Raw genomic sequence first — 20,259 nt, 5'->3', positions numbered from 1 at the left:
CAGCGCAGGAAACGCCTGCCTGATTATGGCAGTGCTCCTCGTGGAGCGCTTGACAGGATAATGAGACGTGGCGCGCAGCAAGAACATCAAGCAGGATGTGGAATCACTGACGATGGTGATCCGCCGGATCATCCGTGAGAATGGCCGTGACTACGTCAAGACCTATATTTTTGCGGCCGTGTGTCTGGTCCTGGTCGCCGCCTCCACCGCCTTCATGGCCTGGATCATGGAAGCGGTCATCAACGAGGCCTTTGCCAAGAAGAACGCCGATCTCATCTGGATCATCTGCGGCGCGGTGCTGGCGGCGTTCGTTGTCCGCGGCGCGGCCTCCTACGGGCAGGCCGTGGCTCTGGCCCAGGTCGGCAACAATCTCGTCGCCCGGTATCAGCAACGTCTTGTCGACCATCTGATGGAGCTTGGCGTGAGCTATCTGGGCGACACCAGGTCGGCCCAGATCGCTGCCCAGATTTCCCAAAATGTCGCGGGCATTCGCGATGTCATGAACCTGACGATTACCTCGTTTGCGCGGGATCTGCTGACGCTGATCGCGCTTCTGGTCGTCATGGTCACCAAGGATCCGATCCTCTCCATCATCGTCTTCGTCGGCGCGCCGCCGGTGCTGCTTGCCTTGCGCTATATTTCCAAACGGCTCAGAAGCGCCACGCGCGAATCCGTCGACCTCAACAGCCGTGTTCTCAGCGCCATGCAGGAAACCGTGCAGGGCATCACCATCGTCAAGGCTTTTACGATGGAAGAGCAGATCAGCGGACGGACGGCGGAGCTGATCCGGGCGGCGGAAGAACGCTCCAACCGCATCGCCCGTCTGACCGAGCGCACATCGCCGCTGACCGAAACAGTCGCCGGCCTGGCAATCTCCGGCGTCATCGCCTATGCGGCGTTCCGCTCGATCTATGGCGACGTTCTGCCCGGCGCGTTCTTCTCCTTCATCACTGCGTTGCTGCTCGCCTATGATCCGGCACGCCGGCTGGCGCGTCTGCAGATCAGTCTCGAGCGCGCGGTCGTCAATGCCCGGATGATCTACGAGATCCTCGATGAGCAGCCGACACAGCGCGACCGGCCTGATGCGGTGTCGATTTCGGTCACAGGCGGTCACATCGAGTTCCGCAACATCAGCTTCGGCTATGGCCAGAGCGATGTCGTGCTCGATGCTGTGAGCTTTGCCGCCGAGGCCGGGCAGACCACGGCGATTGTCGGGCCCTCCGGCGCCGGAAAATCCACACTGATCTCGCTGGTGCCGCGGTTTCATGATCCGGCCTCGGGCCAGGTGCTGATCGACGGCACCGACATCGCGACGGTGACAAAAAAGTCGCTGCGGCAGCAGATCGCCTATGTCTCGCAGCAACCCTTGCTGTTTGAAGGCTCGATCCGCGATAATCTGCGCTACGCCCGGCCCGATGCGACGGATGCGGAGATCGAGGACGCGGCACGGCTTGCCAACGCGCACGAGTTCATTCTGGGCCAACCCCGTGGCTACGATACATTGCTCGGCGAAAATGGCGTCAATCTGTCGGGTGGCCAGCGTCAGCGGATCTCGATTGCCCGTGCGCTGGTGCGGGATGCGCCGATCCTGCTTCTCGACGAGGCCACCTCGGCGCTCGACAATGAATCGGAAGCGGCGGTGCAGCAGGCGCTGGAAAGCGCCATGCGCGATCGCACGGTGCTGGTCATCGCCCACCGGCTGTCGACCATTGCCAGTGCCGACCGGATTGTCGTGCTGCAGGCGGGCCGCGTGGTCGAAGTCGGCAGCCACGCGGAATTGTCAGCCGCCAGCGACGGGCTTTACGCACGCCTGCAGGCCTACACTCAGGCAAGCGGCGGAACGGATCAGCCGGCCAGCGAGGCAAAGGCCAACATCAAGGGAGACATCGGATGAGCGCGCCAAAGGGAAGCATGGGTCTAGTCGTGGTCGGCGCCGGTGGCCGCATGGGACAGGCGCTGATCCGCACCATTGCCGGGATTGAGGGCGTCCATCTTGCCGGCGCCATCGAACGCCCGGGCTCGGACATGCTTGGCCGCGATTGCGGTGAGCTGGCCGGTCTTGGCGCCAACGAGATCCTCATCACCGACGACGCCCTGCCGGCCTTCGCCCGGGCGGAAGGCGTGCTTGATTTCACCGCGCCCGCCGCGACGCTCGAATTTGCCGAACTTGCGGCCCAGGCCCGCATCGTTCATGTCATCGGCACCACCGGCATGGAGCCAAGCCACGAAGCGCCGCTTGAAGCGGCGTCCCGGCACGCCCGCATTGTCAAGTCCGGCAATATGAGCCTCGGCGTCAATCTGCTGTCGGTGCTGGTGCGTCAGGCGGCGAAAGCGCTGGATGCGGCCGATTGGGACATCGAGGTGCTGGAAATGCACCATCGCCACAAGGTGGACGCGCCTTCGGGCACAGCCCTGCTTCTGGGAGAGGCCGCGGCCGAAGGGCGCGACATCGCACTCGACCAGCATAGCGTGCGGGTCCGCGACGGCCATACCGGGGCCCGGCCTGACGGCGCCATCGGCTTTGCCACCTTGCGCGGCGGTTCGGTGGTCGGCGAACACTCGGTCCTTCTCGCCGGCGAAGGCGAGACCGTGGAGCTGACCCATCGCGCCACCGACCGTTCGATCTTCGCCCGCGGCGCCGTTCGCGCAGCCCTGTGGGCGCGCCACCAGAAGCCCGGCTATTACTCCATGCTCGACGTGCTTGGCCTTGCCGGCCACTAATTCAAACCGCTTGAATAAAGGAAGTCATCATGTCCGGAACACTCGTCCTTGTCCGCCACGGCCAAAGCGAATGGAACCTGAAAAACCTGTTCACAGGCTGGAAGGATCCTGACCTGACCGAGCTCGGCATCGAAGAGGCCAAGACCGGGGCGCGCGCCCTGAAAGAAACCGGCCTCACATTCGACGTCGCCTTCACCTCGGTGCTGATCCGGGCCCAGCACACGCTGGATCTGATCATGGACGGCACCGGCCAGACCGACCTGCCGGTGATCCGTGACCAGGCGCTCAATGAGCGTGATTACGGCGATCTGGCCGGCCTCAACAAGGATGACGCCCGCGCCAAATGGGGCGAAGAGCAGGTCCATATCTGGCGCCGCTCCTATGACGTGCCGCCGCCCGGCGGCGAAAGCCTGAGAGACACCGGCGCCCGCGTCTGGCCCTATTACATGACCGAGATCCTGCCGCGCGTGTTGCGCGGCGAGACCGTGCTGGTCGCAGCCCATGGCAACTCGCTGCGGTCGCTGGTGATGATTCTCGACAGGCTGTCGCGTGAAGAGATCGTCAGCCTCAATCTCGCCACCGGCGTGCCGATGGTCTACAGGCTCAACGCCGATTCCACCGTCGCCTCGAAAGAGGTGCTGGGGGATATGTCCAAGGCGCACTGAAGACATGAAGGGCGATGATAATGTCGTTCCCGGACTCATTATAGGCTTGATGCTCGCTGCACCGGTCATGCTCTTCTTGTTGATTCTCTTCAACAGAGAGTTTTCCGAAGGGGAGTGGACAACGTTGGCTTCGGGTGGTCTTGCTCTTTTGGGGGCGATAGCCACGGTTACTGTGATTCAGAAACAGATTAGGTCGAGCAGAGAAGAATTTTTGCGGTCTCGCGAAAAGAGGCTGTTCGCTTCCCGTTCTGTCTTGTCTTTGGCTCTTAGCGAAGTTTGTAGTTATACGGAAAAAGTGATGATTTGGGCAAAAGGAAGTTTTGCCGGAGATAGACCATCATTGGATTCAGGCGTGCTGGAGGCGGTGCGGGAATCAATTGAATACAGTGAAAATGTTGAAATAAATATAAAATTGTCGACTCTCGTTTCTACAATTCAAATTTTGAATGCCAGATTGGAAGTGATTCAGGAAAGTAAAATGTATGTGCAGGAGCGTATATTGGATGCCATTGAGTTGAATGCATTGGCTGAGTCGTTGTTCGACTTTTCGCGCGAAGGAAGTCGCAGAGCGCATGAGCTGATAGAGCGCCATAAAGTCGAAAGTATTTTGGCGCGAAACTCTATCGATAGCGATGAATATCCATTTCTATTCTCAATTGTAAAAAGCCGAAAATACCAAAAATGACAAAGCTTAGAAATAGCAACCCAATTGGAAATTAGACATCGGACTACACGCAGCCGCTCTCCCAGCCGAGCATCGCCCGTTTGCGGGTGATGCCCCAGTGATAGCCGGTCAGCGCGCCGGATTTGCCCAGCGCCCGATGGCACGGCACCACGAAGGAGATCGGGTTGCGCCCGACCGCGGCGCCCACGGCGCGGGAAGCGGTCGGCTTGCCGATGGCGCGCGCCACATCCTGATAGGTCGAGGCGGTTCCGAGCGGAATCCGCAACAGCGCCTCCCACACCCGCACCTGGAAATCGGTGCCGATCAGGACGATACGCAAGGGCCGGTCGGCGCGCCATTGTTCGGGTGAGAACACCCGTCCGACATAGGGCCCGGTGGCCTGCTGGTCCTGTGTCAGCCGCGCGCCCGGCCAGCGCCTGGTCATGTCCTCGAGCGCTGTGGCCTCCTCGCCCGGATCAGCAAAGGCCAGCCCGCACAGACCACGCTCCGTCGCCATCACCACGGCGGTGCCGAAGGGCGAGGGGTGAAAGCCGTAGCTGATCTCAAGCCCGATGCCGCCGGTCTTGAAATCACCCGGGCTCATCGCCTCGTGGGTGACGAACAGATCATGCAGCCGCCCCGGTCCTGACAGGCCGAGTTCATAGCTGGCGTCAAGCAGCGGCAGGCCTTCATGGCCGAGCAGCCGGCGGGCGTGATCGAGCGTCACCGCCTGCAGGAACGCCTTCGGCGTCAGGCCGGCCCAGCGGCTGAAGGTCTTTTGCAGCTTTGCCGGCGCAATGCCGAGATCGGAAGCGATGTCCTCCAGTGAGGGCTGCGCCCGATAGTCGAGCGAAATCCGTTCGATGGTCTTGCGGACGAGATCGTAGTCGTCGCCTTGCGGCGTGATGTCGCGGTCAAGCTGTGCGGTCATGTTCATGGTCTGGCTCCTTGGGTGCACTCAACCACGCACCGTCGGGTCTCGCCACCCGAAACGCGACGCTTGCAACCAATAATCTAGCGTTTTTTCACCGTCGCCAGCGCCCGCTGAAAGGCCGAGGCAAAGCTTTCCTTGTCATCGGGATTGAGGAACGAGCCGATCTCGGTCTGTCGTCCGCGGCTGGAGACCTGCATGCCGGTGATGCCGATTTCATCATGCCGCGAGATTGTGAACCGGGTCCAGAACGGATTGAACTGGTGATCGACGGCGCGGCCGGAAGGGGTGACCTTGCGGATGTTGAGATCGAGGCGTGACATGCGGATGAATTCGCGCGCTCGCCCCGACCGGTAGCTGAGCCAGAAAGCGCCAAACAGCAGCGCCAGATCCAGCCCGAAAAACCCGAACACCGGCCAGGCGCCAATCTTGGCGAAGACCGTCATGTGGATGGCCGTGATCACGCTGGTGATCGTCATCAGCACCACCAGCCCGATCCGGCCCAGCGAGCGGTAGGGGCTCAGCACAGCTTCAAACAGCGGTTCGTCGTTCATTCCTGCTCTCCCGTTTCCGGCAGAAGTTTGCCATTGCGCGGCTGGACAGATTATAGGAGTAAAATGCAAAATCCCAAGACCCCCAAGCCTGCCAAAATGTCACTTGCCATGCCGGTAGCGCAAAAAAAGCCCGCCGGCGCCAAATCGGCGGCCAGGACAAAGCCCGCCGCCCGCCGTCGCAAGATCCCCTACAGCGCCGAAGAGATCCACGAGATCTTCCGCCGCTTCTCGATCCAGCGGCCCGAGCCCGAGGGCGAACTCGATCACGTCAACCCGTTCACGCTGGTGGTTGCCGTGGCGCTGTCGGCTCAAGCCACCGATGTCGGCGTCAACAAGGCGACGCGGGCTTTGTTCGAGATTGCCGATACGCCCGAAAAAATGCTGGCGCTCGGCGAAGACAAGGTCCGCGACCACATCAAGACCATCGGGCTTTACCGCAACAAGGCCAAGAACGTCATCGCGCTGTCACAACGGCTGGTCGATGAATATGGCGGCGAGGTGCCGCAGAGCCGCGAGGAGCTGATGACACTCCCCGGTGTCGGCCGCAAGACCGCCAATGTGGTGATGTCGATGGCCTTCGGCATCCCGACGCTGGCCGTCGACACCCATGTCCTGCGCATCGGCAACCGCTTGCGGATCGCGCCGGGCAAGACCCCCGACGAGGTCGAGGCCGCCTTCCTCAGGATCATTCCGGACGAATATCTGTTCCACGCCCATCACTGGCTGATCCTGCACGGGCGCTATTGCTGCAAGGCGCGCAAACCCGAATGCGAACGCTGCGTCATCGCCGACATCTGCAAGTCGCCCGAAAAGACCGTCGATGTGCCCGCGCCGCTGGTGGAGTTGCCGCGGTAGGCTGCACGCGGCGGCGCGGTGAGAGCGACGGACAACAGGTTGTCAGGACCTGCGGCTGGGCGGTCAGCCGGTCGTTACAGAGGTGAGCGCATCACCCGCAGGCGGCAGCTGCGGCCGGCCTCAGGTGAAGCTGCCCTTGTCATCGCTGCAGACCCTGGCATGAGAAAAGCCCCGGATCCTGCAATCCGGGGCTTTTCACGTCCGTCACAACCTCAAGCCCTGCACCTTATGCGGTGTCAGCCTTGGTCAATTCCTCGACAATCGGCATCGAGGTGATGTTGAAGCCCGAATCGACATAGTGGATTTCGCCGGTGACGCCCGAGGACAGGTCCGACAGCAGATAAAGCGCCGATTTGCCGACATCGGCGATGTCGACGGTGCGGCGCAGGGGCGCGTTCTTCTTCTGGTAGCTGAACATGGCGCGTGCATCGCCGATGCCGGCACCGGCGAGCGTGCGCACCGGGCCCGCCGAGATGGCGTTGACGCGGATGCCGTCCTGGCCGTAATCGGCGGCGAGATAGCGCACCATCGCCTCCAGCGCCGCCTTGGCGATGCCCATCACATTGTAGTTTGGCATCACCCGCATCGAGCCGCCATAGGTCAGCGTCAGGATCGAGCCGCCGTCCCGCATCAAGGGGGCTGCCTTCTGCGCCACTTCGGTGAACGAATAGGCCGAAACCACCATGGTACGGGAGAAGTTCTCCCGCGTGGTCACATCGGCATACCGCCCCTTGAGCTCGTTTCTGTCGGAAAACCCGATGGCGTGGACGACGAAGTCGATCGTGCCCCATTCGGCCTTGAGCCGGTCAAACACCGCGTCGACTGTCGCCACATCCTCGACATCGCACGGCAGCACCAGCCTGGAGCCGACGCTGTCGGCCAGTGGCTTTACCCGGCGGCCAAAGCCTTCGCCCTGATAGGTGAAGGCCAGTTCTGCCCCGGCCTCGGCCAGTTGCCTGGCGATGCCCCAGGCAATCGAGTGATCATTGGCGACGCCCATAATCAGGCCTCGCTTGCCTTTCATAATTCCGTCCATGCTTATCACCCGTTGTGACGCTGAAAGACCAGCGTTGCGTTCGTGCCGCCAAAGCCGAAGGAATTCGACAAAACGGTATCAATCTTGGCGTCGTCGATGCGCGAGCGCACGATCGGCACGCCGTCAAATTCCGGGTCAATCTCAGTGATATGAGCACTTTCGCCGATGAAGTTCTCCTTCATCATCAGCAGCGAGTAGATTGCCTCCTGCACGCCGGTTGCGCCGAGCGAATGCCCGGTCAGCGATTTGGTCGACTGAATATGCGGCATGTCATTGCCGAAGACCTGGCGGATGGCGCTGATTTCCTTGGAATCCCCCACCGGCGTCGAGGTGCCGTGGGTGTTGATGTAATCCACCCGGCCCTTGACCGAGGCCAGCGCCTGGCGCATGCAGCGCACGGCGCCTTCGCCCGATGGCGCCACCATGTCGTGGCCATCGGAGGTGGCGCCATAGCCGGTCAGTTCGCCATAGATCTTGGCGCCGCGGGCTTTGGCGTGTTCGAGTTCTTCCAGCACCAGAACGCCCGCACCGCCGGCAATGACAAAGCCGTCGCGGGTGATGTCATAGGCGCGGGATGCGGTGGTTGGCGAGGTCTCGTTGTATTTCGAACTCATCGCGCCCATCGCGTCAAACAGGTTGGACATCGACCAGTCGAGATCTTCGTGACCGCCGGCGAACACCATGTCCTGTTTTCCCCACTGAATGAGCTCGGCGGCGTTGCCGATGCAATGCGCCGAGGTCGAGCAGGCCGACGAGATCGAGTAATTGACGCCGTGGATCTTGAACCAGGTGGCCAGCGTCGCCGAAGCGGTCGACGACATCGCCTTGGGCACCGCGAACGGACCGATGCGCTTCGGGCTGCCGTTCTTGCGGGTGATGTCGGCAGCATCGATCAGCGTCCGGGTCGACGGGCCGCCAGAGCCCATGACAATGCCGGTGCGCTCATCGCTGATTTCGGCCTCGGTCAACCCGGCGTCCTCGATCGCCTGCTTCATGGCGACATGGTTCCAGGCCCCGCCGCGCGACAAGAACCGCATGGCGCGGCGGTCGACCATGTCGGTCGGGTCCAGCGTCGGCGCGCCCCAGACCTGGCTGCGAAAGCCGTGGTCGGCGAAATCCTGACTGAAACTGATGCCGGATTTGGCCTGACGCAGTGATTCGGTCACTTCGTCCGCAGTGTTGCCAATCGAGGATACGATCCCCATGCCCGTCACAACGACTCGTCTCATGTTTCTGCCCTTTCTGGAAGAGAATCCTGGTCTGTCCTGGCGCGATAGCCCCACGCCGCGATCCGGGATGTCTCAGGCGGTTTTGTCCTTGGCCAAGCCGACCTTCAGATCGGTGGCGTTATAGATCGTCTCGCCATCGGCCTTGAGCCAGCCATTGGCGATGCCGAGCACCAGCCGGCCGCGCATCACGCGTTTGAAATCGATGCCGTATTCGAGCAATTTGACGTCCGGTGTCACCATGCCCTTGAATTTCACTTCCCCGGTCGACAGCGCCATGCCACGGCCCTGTTCGCCCAGCCAGCCGAGATAGAACCCGGTCAGTTGCCACATGCCGTCCAGCCCAAGACAGCCGGGCATCACCGGGTTGCCCTTGAAGTGACAGGGGAAAAACCACAGATCCGGGGTGATGTCGAATTCGGCGCGCAGATAGCCCTTGTCGAATTCGCCGCCGGTTTCCGAAATGTCGGTGATCCGGTGCACCATCAGCATCGGCGGCAGCGGCAGCTGTGCATTGCCGGGTCCGAAAAGTTCCCCTTCGGCGCATTTGAGAATATCTTCGTAGCTGTAGCTCGCTTGCCTGTCGACCATGTAAAACGCGTCTCCTCGTTCGCCGTCTTTCCGCGCGGCATCCATAATTCACGTGCACGCTAGCACAGAGCCGCGTGGCGGCGAAACCGGCCAGCGCGGCAACTCCGAATATCGGATGAGGGCGGTAAGTTAAAGGGGTGACCGTAGGGAAAGTGGCTTTCAGGGGTGTCTATTGAAAGCATTGCCCACAAAAGATATATGAAGCCGATGACATCCGCCGATTGGACGCCGTAGACCATGCCTGTTGCACAAAGATCAAAATCCGCCGACCGTGAAGCGGCCATGCGCCTGCGCGAGGCAGGCCTGCGCCCGACCCGGCAGCGCATTGCGCTGGCCGACCTGCTGTTTGCCAAGGGTGACCGGCATCTCACGGCCGAAGAACTGCACGAGGAAGCCTCCGGCATTGGCTGCTCCTGCTCGCTGGCCACCGTCTACAACACGCTGCACCAGTTCACCGAGGCCGGCCTGCTGCGGGTGCTGTCGCTGGAAACCGCCCGGACCTATTTCGACACCAATGTCTCCGATCACCATCATTTCGTGGTCGAGGGCACCAATGAAGTGCTCGATATCCCGGTCGGCAACCTGTCGGTCGTCGATCTTCCCGAGGCGCCCGAGGGCATGGAGATTTCCCATGTCGACGTGGTCATCCGGGTGCGCCAGAAGCGCTGACCGGTCCCCGACGCGCGGCGAACTGGTCCCGCCTTCGTCACCACAACCGCAATGCAGCGCTGATGGAGCGGCAGGTTGTCTTGCCCTGGTTGATGCGATCCTGACGGGCGGTTTCAGCCAATCCGCAAGATTCACCATGCCGGGTCGCTCGCCCGAGGGCTGACTTTTCGTTTCAGATGGGTACCATCTGATTCGGACCGGCCCCCGGCTGCTCTGGAAATGCCATTGATTTCCGACTATTAGCATTTGCACGAATCTATGCTCCCGCACCGGGCGCGCCCGACCGCGCTTGTTCCGGAGGCCCAATGAGGAAGACATCATGCCGCCCTATCGCTCGAGAACATCCACCCATGGCCGCAACATGGCAGGCGCCCGCGGGCTCTGGCGGGCCACCGGCATGAAGGATGGCGATTTCGGCAAGCCGATCATTGCGGTGGTCAATTCGTTCACCCAGTTCGTTCCCGGTCACGTGCATCTCAAGGATCTGGGGCAACTGGTTGCAGGCGAGATTGAAAAGGCCGGCGGCGTCGCCAAGGAGTTCAACACCATCGCCGTCGATGACGGCATCGCCATGGGCCATGACGGCATGCTCTATTCGCTGCCGTCGCGCGAGCTGATCGCCGATTCGGTGGAATACATGGTCAACGCCCATTGCGCCGATGCGATGGTCTGCATCTCCAATTGCGACAAGATCACGCCGGGCATGCTGATGGCGGCCATGCGGCTCAACATCCCGGTGGTCTTCGTCTCCGGCGGCCCGATGGAAGCCGGCAAGGTGATCCTGGAGGACGGCAGCGAAAAGGCCCTGGATCTGGTCGACGCCATGGTGGCCGCCGCCGATGACAGCATCAGCGATGCGGATGTGGCCTCGATCGAACGCGCAGCCTGCCCCACCTGTGGCTCCTGCTCGGGCATGTTTACCGCCAATTCGATGAACTGCCTCGCCGAGGCGATGGGCCTGGCGCTGCCGGGCAATGGCTCGACGCTGGCAACCCATTCCGATCGGGAATATCTGTTTCGGGAGGCCGGGCGCAGGATCGTCGGATTGGCCAAGCAATATTATGCAGGCGATGACGCCAGCGTTCTGCCGCGCTCGATCGCCTCTTTTGCCGCGTTCGAGAACGCCATGACGCTGGACATCGCCATGGGCGGCTCGACCAACACCGTGCTGCATCTGCTGGCCATTGCCCATGAGGGCGAGGTCGATTTCACCATGGCGGACATTGACCGGCTGTCGCGCGGCGTTCCGGTGCTGTGCAAGGTCGCCCCTGCCAAGGCAGATGTGCACATGGAAGACATTCATCGCGCCGGCGGCATCATGGCGATTCTGGGTGAGCTGAACCGGGCAGGACTGCTCGACACATCGGTGGGGACCATCCACGAAAAGACCCTGGAAGACGCGCTGAAGAAATGGGACGTGGTGCAGTCGTCGGACGAAGCCGTGCATGAATTCTACCGTGCAGCCCCTGGCGGCGTGCCCACGCAGACCGCCTTTTCGCAATCGCGCCGCTATACCAGCGTCGATCTGGACCGCGCCGGCGGCGTCATTCGCAACGCCGAGCATGCGTTTTCGCAAGACGGTGGCCTGGCCGTGCTGTTCGGCAATCTGGCCGAGGATGGCTGCATCGTCAAAACCGCAGGCGTCGACGAGTCGATCCTCAAGTTTTCCGGGCCTGCCAAGATCTTTGAAAGTCAGGATGATGCCGTTTCCGACATCCTGACCGGCAAGGTCAAGCCCGGCCAGGTGGTGCTGATCCGCTACGAGGGACCGCGCGGCGGTCCCGGCATGCAGGAGATGCTGTATCCGACCAGCTATCTCAAATCCAAGGGATTGGGAAAAGCCTGCGCGCTCGTCACCGATGGCCGCTTCTCCGGCGGATCGTCGGGGCTGTCCATCGGCCACGTGTCGCCGGAAGCGGCCGAGGGCGGCACCATCGGTCTGGTTGAAGACGGCGACATCATCGAAATCGACATCCCCAACCGCGGCATTCATCTGGCCGTCGACGAGACGACGCTGGCCGATCGCCGCGCCAGGCGCGAGGCCGAGGGGTGGACGCCGTCCAAGCCGCGCAAACGCGCCGTCTCGACCGCGCTGAAAGCCTATGCGGCGATGACCAGCAGTGCATCAAAGGGGGCCGTGCGCATTCTTTAGGCGGTCAACAGGCGTGAAGGTTGCAGACGGTCCATGGTCGGTGAACGGCGAAACACCTGCCGATGGCCGACCCATCCGGTGTCAGGAACTGCAAACGCCAGTCAGTGCCGGGGTGAAAGCCGCTTTTCTTGCGCGCATGTGCGGAAGGGGGCGAAGCCCTGTCTATTTGAAAGCTTCGCCCGGGTAAGCGCCCCAGATCTCGTTCTGCGGCAGCCAGCCGCGGGTGCCATCTGCCTGGGCTTCGCACCAGTCGCCATCGCAGCCCTGAACCACCACCACCACACCGGGCTCCAGCCGGGCGACGACATTGGCATTGCTGCGCGCCTCGCGGTGCATGTTGATGAAGCTCTCGGGCTTTTCGCCCATCCTCCACGGTGCGGTGATGGCCGTGCGCTCTCCCGACAGCAGCGACTGGTAGACCCAGCCCTCGGTGCCCTCGGCGTCGCGCACCCGGCGCCAGTTGTCATATTCCTGGATCACTTCCATCGGCACGCCTGACCTGGTGTAGAGCCAGGCCACGGCGTAATCGCGACCGGGACCGACGCGCAGATTGACCCGCTTGGCCTTGAGGCTGACAAACCGTGGCAAGGGCAGCCCGCTCGGGCCCTTGGCGGCGCCCTGGGCATGGGCGCTCGACCCGAGATCGGAACCGGAACCGAGCATCGGGCTCAACGTCAGCCCGGTCAGGGCCAGACAGGCTGCGGTGAAAAGGGAAAGGCGACGCATGACTTACACCTTTTGCTGGGGCGCCGGGACAGAGCGCCGCTGATTGCGGTTGCCGGCCTCGCCTCGCGCCATCGCGGCGGGCGGAACGGCCGGGTGCGTTGCTGCGCGTGCCGCAGCCGGTTTCGGCGCGCGCACCCGCGCTGCTTTTTAATCAGCAATCCCGGCGCTCTGGATTGTCATCGCCGGAGGGTCTGTTAGAAAAGCATAACGCTTTCACCACTATCGCCCCGTTTGGTTAAAGAGCTCTCAACGCCGGACCCCAACAAGATGCAAAACAGAAAAAAACCCAAGGTCTACGTCACCCGCCGCCTTCCGGACGCGGTCGAAACGCGCATGTGCGAGCTTTTCAATGCCGAACTCAACATCACCGACGAAGCGCGCAGCCAGCCCGAGCTGGTGGCCGCCATGCGGTCGGCCGATGTGCTGGTGCCCACCGTCACCGACAGGATTGACGCCGCTCTGATCGAGCAGGCCGGGCCGCAGTTGAAGCTGATCGCCAATTTCGGCAACGGCGTCGACAATATCGATGTCGACGCGGCGCAGAAAAAGGGCATCACAGTCACCAACACGCCCAATGTTCTCTCCGATGACACCGCCGACATGACCATGGCGCTGATGCTCGCCGTGCCGCGGCGGCTGACGGAAGGCGCCAATGTCATCGTCGGCAATGGCGGCGTCTGGAAGGGCTGGTCGCCGACCTGGATGCTGGGCCACCGCATTGGTGGCAAGCGCCTCGGCATCATCGGCATGGGCCGCATCGGCACCGCCGTCGCCCGCCGCGCCAAGGCTTTCGGCCTCTCGATCCACTATCACAACCGCCGCCGCGTCGACGAGGCCACCGAAGATCAGCTTGAGGCCACCTATTGGGACAGCCTCGATCAGATGCTGGCGCGGGTCGACATCGTCTCCGTCAATTGCCCCTCGACGCCGGCCACCTTCCATCTGCTCTCGGCGCGCCGGTTGCAGCTGATGAAGCCGGGCGCCTATATCGTCAACACCGCCCGTGGGGGGATCATCGATGAGGACGCTCTGATCAAGGCGTTGCGCGAGGGGCGGCTCTCGGGTGCGGGCCTTGATGTGTTCGAGCACGAGCCTGCGGTCGACAAGCGTCTGGTCAAGCTCGCATCGGAAGGCAAGGTGGTGCTGCTGCCGCACATGGGCTCGGCCACGATCGAGGGCCGTATCGACATGGGCGACAAGGTGATCATCAACATCCGCACCTTCTTCGACGGCCATCGTCCGCCCGACCGGGTGCTGCCGTTGCGAGACTGAGAGTCGCGCAAATCGGCGACAGTTTACGTTTGTTCTCGCGGCTTGCCGTGGCGCAGATGGAAAACTCGGTGGGTGCAAGGAGACTGCCCCGACCTAACCCTTGCGGCCGTAGCGCACGGTCTGGAAGCTGGCATTGAGCCCGTCGTAAAGCAGCAGCCGGCCGATCAGCGGGTCTCCCGCGCCGGTGATCAGCTTGATCGCCTCCATCGCTTCCAGCGTGCCGATCACCCCGGTCAGCGCGCCCACCACCCCCGCTTCCGAGCAACTCGGCACCAGCCCCGGCGGCGGCGCTTGCGGAAACAGGTCGCGGTAACGCGGGCAGGGCTTGCCGTCAGCGCCGGTGTCGTAGGGGGTGAGCACGGTCACCGACCCGTCAAAGCGTCCCACCGCCGCCATCACCAGCGGAATATTCAAGGTCTCGCAAGCGTCGGCCAGCAGGTAGCGGGTTTCGATATTGTCCGAGCCGTCAACCACCATGTCATAGGCAGTCAGGACATCGATGGCGTTGTCGGCGGTAAGCCGCATCTGGTGCGCAATCACCCGCGTGTGCGGGTTGAGCCGGCCGAGCGTCCGTTTGGCGCTTTCGGTCTTGGCCATGCCGATGGTGCCGGTGTCGTGCAGGATCTGGCGTTGCAGATTCGACAGCGACACCAGATCGTCGTCAACCACCCCCAGCAGCCCGACACCGGCTGCGGCCAGATAACTCAGCACCGGCGAGCCCAGACCGCCGGCGCCAAGCACCAGCACCCGGGCCGCCTTCAGCCGCTGCTGCCCCGCGCCGCCGATCTCGCGCAGCACGATGTGTCGGGCGTAGCGCGCCACTTCATCCTGGTCGAGAGGCGTCTCGTTCATCGGCAAATCTCCCCAGCGGCGCCGCGATCGGCTAGATTCAGCCGGTCGGGTCGCTCAGCGGTGTAACACTCCCGTCGGTCACCGTGAAGATCTGGCCGCGGGTTCCCAGTGTCGCAAACATCTGGGCATCGGTCCCGGTCATGAAAGCCTGGCACTCCAGCGCCTCGATCAGATCGAACAGCGCCGCCCGGCGGCCCTGGTCGAGATGGGCGGCAATCTCGTCAAGCAGCAGAACCGGCGCGTGGCCGGTCATGGCGCGCACCAGTTGCGCGTGACCCAGCACGATGCCGATCAGCAACGCCTTTTGCTCGCCGGTCGAAGACAGCGCCGCCGCCATCGCCTTGGCCCGGTGGTGCACAATCAGATCGGACCGGTGCGGCCCCGACAGGGTTCGCCCGGCCGCTGCATCCCGGCCCCGCCCGGACCTGAGCAGGTCGGCGAAGGCGGTTTCCATGTCGCTGGCCGATGACAGGGCCTCGCCGTCGAGAAAGCCGTCAAGCCGCACCGTCGCTGCCGGAAACACGCTGTGCGCGGAATTCTCCTCGATCAGGCCCGAAAGCAGGCTGACCACTTCATTGCGCGCCATCGCCATCGCCACGCCGAGCTCGGTCATCTGCGCCTCCAGCCCGTCAAGCCAGGCCGGATCGGGCCGGGCTTCCGACAGCAGGCGGTTGCGGCTGCGCATGGCGCGTTCATAGGTCAGCGCCCGCCCGCCATGGGCCGGGTCCACCGACAGCACCAGCCGGTCCAGGAACCGGCGCCGGTCGCCCGCCGGCCCGGTAAACAGCCCGTCCATTGCCGGTGTCAGCCACAACAGCCGCAAATGTTCAAGCAGCTCTTCGATAGATCGCGCGGGCGCCCCGTTGATCCGCACCCGGCGTCCGCCGCCATCTTCACCGCCGTCCACGCCGGTGCCGATATCCACGGGCCCGGCCATGCCTTCCAGGCTGGCGAAAACGCTGAAGCCGCTGTCCGAACCGGATGCGGCCTTGATCATGTCGCCATAGGACGCGCGCCGCATGCCGCGGCCAGGCGTCAGCAACGACAGCGCTTCCATCAGATTGGTCTTGCCGGCGCCATTGTCGCCGACCAGCACCACGTGGCGCTGGTCAAGCTCAAGCGACAGGCGCGCATAATTGCGGAATCCGGAAAGTTTCAGTCGCTGGATGTGTACCTTGGGGGCCATGCTGGTCTCCGCTCAACCGCATTGCGGCCGGTAGCCTGGCCCGGCACACGCGGCCAAGTGCGGCTACACCCGCATCGGCATCAGCACATACAGCGCATCATCGCCGGCGGTGTCGCGCACCAGCGTTGGCGAGCCCGGATCGGCGAGCATGAACACGGCATCCGACCCCGACAGCTGGTTGGTGATGTCGAGCAGGTATTTGGCGTTGAAGCCGATCTCCAGCGGCTCGCGGTCATAGCCGACCGCCAGCTCCTCGGTGGCGCTGCCCGAATCCGGATTGTTGACCGTCAGGGTGAGCTGCCCCTCGGCAATGGCCAGCTTGACCGCGCGCCCGCGTTCCGACGAGATCGTCGATACCCGGTCGACGGCCTGTGCGAAGGACTGGCATTCGACGGTCAGTTCCTTGTCGTTGCCGGTCGGGATCACCCGCTGATAATCGGGAAACGTGCCGTCGATCAGTTTCGAGGTCAGCACCACCGAGCCGATGGTGAAGCGGATCTTGGCGTCGGAGACCTCCACCGTCACGATGACATCGGGGTTGTCGACCAGCTTTTGCAATTCGCCCACGGTCTTGCGCGGAATGATGATGCCGGGCATGCCCTCCGAACCCGAAGGAGCGTCCACATCGGCGCGCGCCAGACGATGGCCGTCGGTGGCCACAGCCCGCAGCTTCAGGGCGCCTTCGCTCTCGATGGTGTGCACGAAGATGCCGTTCAGGTAGTAGCGGGTCTCTTCCGTCGAGATCGCAAACTGGGTCCGGTCGATCAGCATCTTGAGCTGTGTCGCAGGCAGGCGGAATGTATGGCTGAAGGCGCCCGCCGTCAGGTCCGGAAAATCCGATTCCGGCAGGCACTGCAGCGAGAATTTCGACCGGCCGGACGCCACCGTCATCGATCCGCCCTCGGTATCGGTCGACAGCAGCACCTGGGAGCCATCCGACAGCTTGCGCACGATGTCGTAGAGCAAATGCGCCGGCACCGTGGTGGCGCCTGCCTGCTCGATCATCGCCGGTGTCGCCTCGGTGATTTCCAGATCCAGATCGGTCGCCTTCATGTCGAGCGTGGCGCCCTCGGCCTTGAGCAGCACGTTCGACAGGATCGGTATCGTGTTGCGCCGTTCGACCACGCGATGCACGTGGTTGAGTGACTTGAGAAGATTGGAACGCTCGAGGGTGACACGCATGATCTGGCTACCGCTTGGCTTGGGGCCCACGCCGCGAGGCGAGGGCCTTTCAAATTCTGTCTTGTCAGGCTTTTGCCCGGCCTGGCCTTGTCTGTGGCGCAGGGTGCGCCGGGCCCGGGCAAGCAAAGTGGCAGATTCCACCCCTGATATGCAACCAAAACCGGCCCGGACTTTTTCAGCCGGGCCGGGATTCTGGGGATAATTCGTTCGAAGTGGTGACTATTCGATGATCAGCCGCTTGAGCAGCTCGATTTCGTGCCCGAGCTTGGTGTCAGCATTGACCAGCCCCTCGATCTTGCGCACGGCGTGCAGCACGGTCGTGTGGTCGCGGCCACCGAAGCGCCTGCCGATTTCCGGGAACGACCGCGGCGTCATGGTCTTGGCCAGATACATCGCGATCTGCCGCGGCTTGACGATGACGCGGGTCCGCCGGTCGGAGACCAGCTCCTGGCGTGAGACGTTGTAATGGCGGGACACCACGCGCTGGATGTCTTCGATGCGCACGCGCTTGGGCTCACCGGCATTGACCAGATGGCCGAGCAGCTGGTCGACCCGCTCCAGCGTCAGGTTGGGCTCGAAGCTGCGGCGGAACAGAAGCTGGTTGAACGCGCCCTCCAGTTCCCGTCCGCTTGAGGTGATGTTCTGCGCCACATGCGCCAGAATGTCGTCGCTGATATCCAGCGAGCCGTCCTCGATCTGGGCAATGGCCAGCCGCTGACGCAGCATTTCGTGCCGCATCTCGAAGTCGGGCGCCTCGATTTCGATGGCGACGCCGCCCTGCAGCCGGGAGCGGACACGCGGGTCCAGCGATTCCAGCTCCCAGGGCGCGCGGTCTGCCGCGACAACGACCTGACGGGCTGAATCAAGCAGCATGTTGAGCAAATGGCAGAATTCGTGCTGGATCGATTTGCCTTGCAGGAACTGCATGTCGTCGATGACCAGCAGGTCGATGTTGCGCAGCGATTCCTTGAACGACAGCGCATCATTGTCGCGAATGGCGGTGGCGAAGCGCCACATGAAATACTCGGCAGTCAGATAGACCACCCGCGGATTGCGCGCATGACGGCTGGCCGCAGCGGCGATCGCCTGCAGCAGATGGGTCTTGCCCAGCCCGACATTGGAATGGATGAACAGCGGATTGAAGCGAACCGATCCCGTGCCTGCTTCGGCAATGGTCTTGGCCGCAGCCAGCGCCACCCGGTTGGACGAGCCTTCGACATAGCTCTCGAAGCTGTAGCGCGGGTCAAGCGGCGAGCCGATGACGGCATTGGCTGCCTGTGGCGCCCTGGCGAAGCCTGAAAGATGCGCCCCCACGCCCTTCACTGTCAGGTGCGATTCCTTGCGCGCTGCCGCCGGAGTCTGCTGGGTGTTGACCGGGTTTGCCGGTGTTTCGGTCTCGGTTTCGCTGGCCTGCCGGTTGACCCGTGTCGCCGACCGTACAACAATTTCGACCTTGAGGATGTCGGCATCCTCTTCGCTGAACAAGGCGCTGATCTGGTCCAGATACTTGTTGTTGATCCAGGACTTCAAAAAGGCGGTCGGCACCGACAGGCGGACGACGCTCTTGGATGCGGATTGCAGTTTCAGCCGCCCGAACCAGCTGGTGAAAACCTCCGGTCCAACCTGAGCCTTCAAGCGCGTCATAACGCGGTCGAAGACTTTCGAGCTCTTGTTCATGTTCGCCCCCTTGTCAGTCGTCGGGCAAACATCCCCGCCGAGCGGTTGGGCGCCAGGATCCTGTGCGCCCCATTGTGCCGCTTTACGCGCTGTTGTCATGTTTGTTTGCATCGCCGCTGTATTCCCTGATTGCCACATTTGGGTAGGCGCCCCGACCATCATGGCCTGGCGCAGACTATGTGCGGTTGCCCCCGCGATTGGTGTCCTCCTCTGTGTTGCCCGCTGGCGGCCTCGTAACGCCGGATCGGACATAACTTCATCGTTCCGCCGGAACCCGTGTTCCGCCAGCCAACACTTCACTGCAGGACGACAGTGCGCCCGTGCAACCGAAGGTTTTATTTGAGTTTGCACGGCGAGAACGCCGTACTCCAAGAGGCGGGATGGAAAACCCGTGCTGAAATTGCAGCGAAGTGTCCCTGGAACCATCCGGCTCCGTGCCCCTTGTCGAGGTGTATTTAGGCAGGATGGGATAGGCAGATCAAGCAGCTTATTTACGAAAACTTCACACTTTGGGGATTGACTCGCAAAGGTTGAAAAAAGCCTTTCGCGGGTGGCTTCAACAGGCGATTGGATTCATTGCCTTTTCGCAACTTCGATTGTTTTTTGACCCGTCAGGAACCCTTGGATACGAATTTTCGGGGCTTGACAGCCTCCGCGGAGAATCAGTGCTTCTTATCCGGCAGCAAATCTCCTACCTTCCGTAAAATATTGAAAACAATAGATCTTTGATGTCATAATGCGGGAATTGTTGGCCTGCGTAAGCAGCCGCTAAACTGTGCCCCGGCGCAAGTTGTTGCGGCAAATGAAAAAAGCCCGGACAAAGCCGGGCCTTTAGCCGTCAAACCAATTTTCAGATGCTCAGGCGTTGAGCGCCTTGACCCGGCTGGACAGCCGCGACATCTTCCGCGAGGCGGTGTTGGCGTGAAACACGCCCTTGCCGACGGCGCGCATCAGTTCAGGCTGTGCAGCCCTCAATGCGGCAGCCGCTGCGGCCTGGTCGCCGGAGCTGATGGCCTCTTCGACGGTGCGAAGGAAGCCGCGAACACGCGAACGGCGTGCCTTGTTAACGTCAGTGCGGCGAGCAATCTTGCGGGTCGCTTTTTTCGCCGAAGTTGTATTGGCCATGAATGCCTCTCAAAGTGTCACATGCTCAATTCCGGCAGGAAAGCGCCTCTGGCGAGGATTGTCGCTTCAACATGCGGAATGCGAGAAAACCACGGCGAGCTCCAAAGCTGCCATTCGATGGCGGGCCTATACCGGGTATCGCGGCTTGCGTCAACGCGAAAATCGACTTTGGCGC

The 20,259-nt window shown here is 62.5% G+C and carries 19 protein-coding genes; 8 read left to right on the top strand and 11 right to left on the bottom strand.

What is annotated here, in order from left to right; all coding sequences use genetic code 11:
• The first annotated feature begins 112 nt into the window (after positions 1-112).
• From PZ897_RS09420 to PZ897_RS09405, 4 genes are read left to right on the top strand one after another with little or no spacing between them, the layout of a single operon-like run.
• Positions 113-1,894, top strand: coding sequence for an ABC transporter ATP-binding protein (locus PZ897_RS09420; protein ID WP_275751978.1), 1,782 nt, complete (start codon positions 113-115; stop codon positions 1,892-1,894).
• Positions 1,891-2,721, top strand: coding sequence for a 4-hydroxy-tetrahydrodipicolinate reductase (gene dapB, locus PZ897_RS09415; RefSeq protein ID WP_275751939.1), 831 nt, complete (start codon positions 1,891-1,893; stop codon positions 2,719-2,721). The genes PZ897_RS09420 and dapB overlap by 4 nt, the downstream gene beginning before the upstream one ends.
• Before the next feature lie 29 nt (positions 2,722-2,750).
• Complete coding sequence (locus PZ897_RS09410; protein ID WP_275751937.1) at positions 2,751-3,386, top strand: 2,3-bisphosphoglycerate-dependent phosphoglycerate mutase; 636 nt, start codon at positions 2,751-2,753, stop codon at positions 3,384-3,386.
• 4 nt (positions 3,387-3,390) lie between these two features.
• The gene (locus PZ897_RS09405) at positions 3,391-4,071 is read left to right on the top strand and encodes a hypothetical protein (RefSeq protein ID WP_275751936.1); all 681 of its coding nucleotides are present in this window, start codon (positions 3,391-3,393) and stop codon (positions 4,069-4,071) included.
• A gap of 43 nt (positions 4,072-4,114) precedes the next feature.
• On the opposite strand, the gene PZ897_RS09400 is transcribed toward PZ897_RS09405, so the two are convergent.
• Both PZ897_RS09400 and PZ897_RS09395 read right to left on the bottom strand, forming a co-directional pair.
• A complete protein-coding gene (locus tag PZ897_RS09400; protein ID WP_275751935.1) occupies positions 4,115-4,987 on the bottom strand; it encodes a bifunctional helix-turn-helix domain-containing protein/methylated-DNA--[protein]-cysteine S-methyltransferase in 873 nt (290 codons plus the stop codon).
• A gap of 77 nt (positions 4,988-5,064) precedes the next feature.
• Entirely contained in the window at positions 5,065-5,535 is a 471-nt protein-coding gene (locus tag PZ897_RS09395; RefSeq protein ID WP_275751933.1) for a DUF2244 domain-containing protein, read from the bottom strand.
• Positions 5,536-5,643: 108 nt separating this feature from the next.
• Here PZ897_RS09395 and nth point away from each other — a divergent pair, with 108 nt between their 5' ends.
• Positions 5,644-6,390, top strand: a complete 747-nt coding sequence (gene nth, locus PZ897_RS09390; protein WP_275751976.1) for an endonuclease III — start codon at positions 5,644-5,646, stop codon at positions 6,388-6,390.
• A gap of 226 nt (positions 6,391-6,616) precedes the next feature.
• Here nth and fabI read toward each other — a convergent pair whose 3' ends face one another.
• The 3 genes from fabI to fabA form a co-directional block, all read right to left on the bottom strand.
• On the bottom strand, positions 6,617-7,426 hold the full coding sequence (gene fabI, locus PZ897_RS09385; RefSeq protein WP_275751931.1) for an enoyl-ACP reductase FabI: 810 nt from the start codon (positions 7,424-7,426) through the stop codon (positions 6,617-6,619).
• A 5-nt stretch (positions 7,427-7,431) separates the two neighbouring features.
• Complete coding sequence (gene fabB / locus PZ897_RS09380; RefSeq protein ID WP_275751929.1) at positions 7,432-8,655, bottom strand: beta-ketoacyl-ACP synthase I; 1,224 nt, start codon at positions 8,653-8,655, stop codon at positions 7,432-7,434.
• A gap of 72 nt (positions 8,656-8,727) precedes the next feature.
• Positions 8,728-9,243, bottom strand: coding sequence for a 3-hydroxyacyl-[acyl-carrier-protein] dehydratase FabA (gene fabA, locus PZ897_RS09375; protein WP_275751927.1), 516 nt, complete (start codon positions 9,241-9,243; stop codon positions 8,728-8,730).
• Between the two features lie 237 nt (positions 9,244-9,480).
• On the opposite strand from fabA, the gene irrA reads away from it, so the two are divergent.
• Together irrA and ilvD are read left to right on the top strand one after the other, a co-directional pair.
• Complete coding sequence (gene irrA, locus PZ897_RS09370; RefSeq protein ID WP_275751925.1) at positions 9,481-9,912, top strand: iron response transcriptional regulator IrrA; 432 nt, start codon at positions 9,481-9,483, stop codon at positions 9,910-9,912.
• Between the two features lie 319 nt (positions 9,913-10,231).
• Entirely contained in the window at positions 10,232-12,064 is a 1,833-nt protein-coding gene (gene ilvD / locus PZ897_RS09365) for a dihydroxy-acid dehydratase (RefSeq protein ID WP_275751924.1), read from the top strand.
• A 162-nt stretch (positions 12,065-12,226) separates the two neighbouring features.
• Here the strand turns inward: ilvD and PZ897_RS09360 are convergent, their stop codons facing one another.
• Entirely contained in the window at positions 12,227-12,790 is a 564-nt protein-coding gene (locus PZ897_RS09360) for an SH3 domain-containing protein (protein WP_275751922.1), read from the bottom strand.
• 267 nt (positions 12,791-13,057) lie between these two features.
• Here PZ897_RS09360 and PZ897_RS09355 point away from each other — a divergent pair, with 267 nt between their 5' ends.
• Positions 13,058-14,062 carry a D-glycerate dehydrogenase gene (locus PZ897_RS09355; protein WP_275751920.1) on the top strand — a complete coding sequence of 335 codons (1,005 nt, stop codon included), beginning with the start codon at positions 13,058-13,060 and terminating at the stop codon, positions 14,060-14,062.
• 93 nt (positions 14,063-14,155) lie between these two features.
• Here the strand turns inward: PZ897_RS09355 and PZ897_RS09350 are convergent, their stop codons facing one another.
• The 5 genes from PZ897_RS09350 to rpsT form a co-directional block, all read right to left on the bottom strand.
• Positions 14,156-14,914 (bottom strand): molybdopterin-synthase adenylyltransferase MoeB, encoded by a 759-nt coding sequence (locus PZ897_RS09350; protein WP_275751918.1) that lies wholly within the window; start codon positions 14,912-14,914, stop codon positions 14,156-14,158.
• A gap of 37 nt (positions 14,915-14,951) precedes the next feature.
• Complete coding sequence (gene recF, locus PZ897_RS09345) at positions 14,952-16,100, bottom strand: DNA replication/repair protein RecF (RefSeq protein WP_275751916.1); 1,149 nt, start codon at positions 16,098-16,100, stop codon at positions 14,952-14,954.
• Between the two features lie 63 nt (positions 16,101-16,163).
• Positions 16,164-17,282 carry a DNA polymerase III subunit beta gene (gene dnaN, locus PZ897_RS09340; protein ID WP_275751914.1) on the bottom strand — a complete coding sequence of 373 codons (1,119 nt, stop codon included), beginning with the start codon at positions 17,280-17,282 and terminating at the stop codon, positions 16,164-16,166.
• A gap of 219 nt (positions 17,283-17,501) precedes the next feature.
• Positions 17,502-18,959 (bottom strand): chromosomal replication initiator protein DnaA, encoded by a 1,458-nt coding sequence (gene dnaA / locus PZ897_RS09335; protein ID WP_275751913.1) that lies wholly within the window; start codon positions 18,957-18,959, stop codon positions 17,502-17,504.
• Positions 18,960-19,817: 858 nt separating this feature from the next.
• On the bottom strand, positions 19,818-20,084 hold the full coding sequence (gene rpsT, locus PZ897_RS09330; RefSeq protein WP_275751912.1) for a 30S ribosomal protein S20: 267 nt from the start codon (positions 20,082-20,084) through the stop codon (positions 19,818-19,820).
• Between the last annotated feature and the right edge of the window lie 175 nt (positions 20,085-20,259).

It is taken from the genome of Hoeflea sp. YIM 152468 (assembly GCF_029210485.1).
In the GTDB taxonomy this organism is placed as follows: Bacteria; Pseudomonadota; Alphaproteobacteria; order Rhizobiales; family Rhizobiaceae; genus Hoeflea.
The sequence above is the reverse complement of the archived record's forward strand: the minus strand, read 5'-3'. Positions and strand labels throughout refer to the sequence as shown.